Here is a 4,328-nt window from a genome sequence, read left to right on the forward strand (position 1 = left end):
CTTGCCAAATGGGGGACTGGAACTCGGAATCTAGGCTGTTTTGATGCCCTACAAAAGCAACGGTTTCAAACCGATTTTCCCGTTCAGCATCACGGGGGAGTAGTCCTGGCTGTGGCCAATGGGGCATAAAGACTCGACGCGGAGAAGCCTCCACTGGGTTTTGAACAATATGTAGCTGTGCATGGACATGGGGTGGGGCATCTGCCTTCAGACAGATGAACAGTTGTCGAGCCCCTGGTTTTAATGATGCTCCTTGCAATACACTGCTGTGAAACAGAACAATGCCCTGATTCGGGAGTTGTTGGCTCAGTTCACAGGTAAACCCCACATCTTTCAACCGTAGATAGGTTTGCAGGGTCCAAGCGTAAATTTCTAACCTAAATCCAGGCCAATCATCATTAGCATTCTTTGGCCAGGTGGTTGGCCAAAAAGGCTGAGGTAGATAAAAAACGATCTTTGGTCTGGCCATGGGAATTACTCCCTTTAGACGCTTCTGGATATGGAGAAGGTTTAAATGGTGGCACAGTTAAACTCAATGGGGCTAAGCAAGATATGGACTAGAAAGGTTCGTCATAGGTTGTAACAATAGTTGGGGAATGCGTTGCTTAGTTTTAAGAATATGCATCGCTCGCTTAAGCTCATCATTGAGCAGGGCTGTATGTAAAGGGGGCTAGGTAGACCTTACCCAGATAAATCGGTAACGGGCTTTGCCGAGGAGACGTTCTCAACACACCTTTTCCAAAGCTAGAATACTTAAATCTATTTCTTTTGCTTCCATGTGCCGTTATGGTCAGCGTTGCCCCGATTATTTCACAGCCGGTGCCACAGCCTGTTGGTGAAAAACGTTTTTTGTTTCGCGAACTTGATTGGCAGCGTTATCAAATGCTGCGGGATACGCTGAGTCGCGATCGCAACATTCGTTTTACTTACATGCGCGGGACATTGGAAGTAACTATGCCACTTGAAATTCACGAGTTTTCGGCTCGATTAATTGAGCTTTTTATTCGTATTCTAGTGGTAGAGCTAGGAATGAAGGTTAAGACAATGGGCTCAACCACCCTGGACAGGGAGGCCCTGGATAAATCTGCTGAACCAGATGATGCTTACTATATTCAGAATCAACCCCTGGTTGCTGGTCGGGATGTTGATCTGGAGCAAGACCCACCCCCTGATCTAGTAGTAGAGGTGGACATCACCCATACAGACATTAATAAATTACAGCTCTATGCTGCCATGGGAGTCCCAGAATTTTGGCGGTATAACGGCGAGGTTTGGCGCATTTATGCTTTTTGCGATGGTGAGTATGGGGAAGTAGAGGAGAGTCCTACGTTTCCGCTGGTACCTAAGGTGAAGCTGTATGAATTTTTGGCAACAGCCAGGCAAGATGAGGTCGACGCCGAACTAGCTTTGCGGGCATGGGTGAGATCTGTGATGTGAAATCACGGATTTTCATCACCCATAGGGACTACGTTGCATCAAGAGATACACTTGCTGACAAGAGATCAGGAATACGCGAAGTAATATTCAATGAAAATGGCTGCAACGACTAGTACCGTATACTCTCGAATGCAAAGTATACAGACTCCGATAATCCCGCTTATCAAAGAACTGATCAAAAACAATCCTGGCACCATTCCTTTAGATCAAGGAGTTGTTTCATATACACCACCAAATAGTTCCATCGAAGCAATTCAAGATTTTCTAGCCCACCCCCAAGAGCATAAATATCAAGCAACAATTGGCATTCCCAAACTATTAAGTGGCATCCAAGGGAAATTACAACGAGACAACCAAATTGATATCGGCCATGATAATTGTGTTGTCGTTTGTGCTGGTAGCAATATGGGATTCTTAAATGCCATATTAGCCATTACCCATGCTGGAGACGAAATCATCTTAAACACTCCTTATTACTTTAATCATGAGATGGCAATTGGCATGATCAATTGTCATCCTATACCTGTCCAGACTGATGACAACTATCATCCACAAATAGATAAATTACGCCAAGCAATCACATCTAAAACAAAGGCCATCGTTACAATTTCTCCTAACAATCCTACCGGAGTCGTTTATGATGCGTCTATTCTGAGAGAAATTAATCAGATCTGCCAGGATGCAGGCATCTATCACATTAGTGATGAAGCCTATGAATATTTTACTTACGGCAAAGTAAAACATACGTCGCCTGCTTCTTTCCCTAACAGTATGCCCCACACCATTTCCCTCTTTAGCCTTTCCAAAACCTATGGATTTGCTAGTTGGCGCATTGGGTATATGGTTATTCCTAAAAAGTTATTACCATCAATTCTAAAAATACAAGACACTAACTTAATTTGTCCTCCAGTCATTTCACAATATGCAGCCCTAGGCGCATTAAAAACTGATAAAGCGTATCTTTTTACTCATTTATCAGCAATTTCAAAAGTTCGAGAGAGTATTCTCCAAAAACTGAAGGCTCTACCTGAAAATTGTCAAATTGTTGTGCCCAACGGAGCATTTTACTTTTTCATAAAAGTCAATTCGGATCTATCAGATTTAGATTTGGCTAAACAGTTAGTAGAGACTTATAAAGTAGCTGTCATCCCAGGGCAGGCATTCGGTATGCATCAGGGTTGTTATGTTAGAATTTCCTATGGTAGCCTCACTCTAGACAATGCATCTTTAGGCGTGGATAGACTGGTAAAGGGCATTAAAGAATTAGCTTCATGATTGGAGTTTCATGATCTACCTGTTTTGCAAAAACCAGTCAGGATATACGCTATAACCCCATCTATGTAATTAGGGATACCCTAATATGGTGGGTTTTAGAGCAGCGTTCCGGGGCTCGGTCCATGGGAAACTTCAGTGTACCTAATTGGGATAACATGACTACTTCCAGAAAGGGAACTCGAAGGGGCCGTGAAATCCGTTTGAAGACTCCCCCAAGAGGTAGATTTGTCTCATTTATCCGTGAAGCAAAAAAGACTTTACCTGATGGTTAAAATCTCTAGCCTCTTCATACGCTCCGTGGCCAAGTCCTTTATAGATAATCAATTTGCTATCGCGAATTTGCTCTGCCATTTCTTCAGAGGAGTTAAGACCTACAACGTTATCTGAATCACCCCCAATTACTAAAGTAGGGCATTGAATAGAAGGTAGTTCGCTGTAAGTATCATGCTTGATACAGGCATGTGCCTGCTTTAGGAACCTATCAAAAGACTTTGGCTTGCTTACTCTTGTAAGTATTGGATAAAAGGGTTTATACTTTTTGAGCCGGTTTTCAGTAAAGGTTTTTTCCATTGTATCGATAATGAGGTGTCTATAATCACCATGCTCTGCCATTGTTATCCAATTGCCAATAGCAGTCTGAATGGTTTGATTTTGTCTGGCAACAGATACGCCTATAACAAGTTTAGAAACCTTGTCTGAAAAATCAATAGCTAAACGCTGAGCAATCATGCCACCTTGAGAGACCCCAAAGATAAAAGCCTGCCCAATCCCCAATATACCCATGGCCTTATCTAGATTGTTCGCCATATCCTTGATGGAATATCCTTCTTCCATGTCTTGTTTGCGGCTAAACACATAGACTCTAAGGTCTTGTGCAAACAGTCGATAGTAAAGGGCTAACGTAACGGCATTGCCTTTCACCGTTTGTAGCCCATCGCTAAGACCAGGAAGAATAATCAGCGGAGTATCGCCACGCCCAAATGTTACGTACTCCATTGTGGTGTTGCCAATTCTTATAGTGTTTCCCGAGCAGTGATAGAACATCAGAATCTATATCCAAAATCACTAATGCTTAGTTTGATCAATATAGTTGCGAGCCAAAAACTGTTTCATGTTTTCAGCTCGCAGTTGAGATTTATTCTTTCCCTTCTAAGTTGATAATCTCTTGCAAAAAAAGGCACACATCAAGAATTAGTTCCGGGTCTATTAAGCTTGGTGTATCGAGCTGGGTATGAATAACCGTATCTATCAACTCAAATATCCCGGTAGATGTGATGGCAATGGTCGGCACTTTGGCAGAGGCAAACAGCATATGGTCGCCTTGATACCAAGGGGGTATTTCTTGAATACTTTTAAATGAGTGATAGATTGATTCGATTTGTTCAGCGTGTTTTTCGGAACATTCCATCAGCGATATTGCAGTTTTGTTATTTTTTAGGCCTAGCCCATCACAGTTGATGGCAAGCTTGATCTGATTAAATTCACTATTGTATGTATCGAGGTAGGCGATTTGCCCCGGTGTAGAGAAGTAATCCTGATTCCACCTCAGTTTGTGTGAGGGGATGTAATCAACGGTCTCCGTCCATTGAGAGAAGAGGCAATTAACAAATTACGCA

At 42.6% G+C, this 4,328-nt stretch carries 4 protein-coding genes and 1 pseudogene; 2 read left to right on the plus strand and 3 right to left on the minus strand.

Annotation, left to right across the window (positions count from 1 at the left end):
- Nucleotides 1-469 (minus strand): annotated as a pseudogene (locus DXZ20_RS04810) (hypothetical protein); the annotation flags it as partial.
- 317 nt (nt 470-786) lie between these two features.
- Here DXZ20_RS04810 and DXZ20_RS04815 point away from each other — a divergent pair.
- Together DXZ20_RS04815 and DXZ20_RS04820 are read left to right on the plus strand one after the other, a co-directional pair.
- A complete protein-coding gene (locus DXZ20_RS04815) occupies nt 787-1,437 on the plus strand; it encodes a Uma2 family endonuclease (RefSeq protein WP_163660398.1) in 651 nt (216 codons plus the stop codon).
- 90 nt (nt 1,438-1,527) lie between these two features.
- Nucleotides 1,528-2,712 carry a pyridoxal phosphate-dependent aminotransferase gene (locus DXZ20_RS04820; RefSeq protein WP_250564699.1) on the plus strand — a complete coding sequence of 395 codons (1,185 nt, stop codon included), beginning with the start codon at nt 1,528-1,530 and terminating at the stop codon, nt 2,710-2,712.
- A 234-nt stretch (nt 2,713-2,946) separates the two neighbouring features.
- On the opposite strand, the gene DXZ20_RS04825 is transcribed toward DXZ20_RS04820, so the two are convergent.
- Both DXZ20_RS04825 and DXZ20_RS04830 read right to left on the minus strand, forming a co-directional pair.
- A complete protein-coding gene (locus tag DXZ20_RS04825) occupies nt 2,947-3,708 on the minus strand; it encodes an alpha/beta fold hydrolase (RefSeq protein WP_250565621.1) in 762 nt (253 codons plus the stop codon).
- Nucleotides 3,709-3,847: 139 nt separating this feature from the next.
- Entirely contained in the window at nt 3,848-4,276 is a 429-nt protein-coding gene (locus tag DXZ20_RS04830) for a M28 family peptidase (protein WP_163703397.1), read from the minus strand.
- Between the last annotated feature and the right edge of the window lie 52 nt (nt 4,277-4,328).

Origin of the sequence: Adonisia turfae CCMR0081, assembly GCF_011009555.1 — a bacterium.
Lineage (GTDB): Bacteria > Cyanobacteriota > Cyanobacteriia > Phormidesmidales > Phormidesmidaceae > Leptothoe > Leptothoe turfae.

Coding starts and splice junctions, on each gene's coding strand:
- DXZ20_RS04820 (WP_250564699.1), top strand. CDS start 1,528: ATGAAAATGGCTGCAACGACTAGTACCGTATACTCTCGAATGCAAAGT.
- DXZ20_RS04825 (WP_250565621.1), bottom strand. CDS start 3,708: ATGGAGTACGTAACATTTGGGCGTGGCGATACTCCGCTGATTATTCTT.
- DXZ20_RS04815 (WP_163660398.1), top strand. CDS start 787: ATGGTCAGCGTTGCCCCGATTATTTCACAGCCGGTGCCACAGCCTGTT.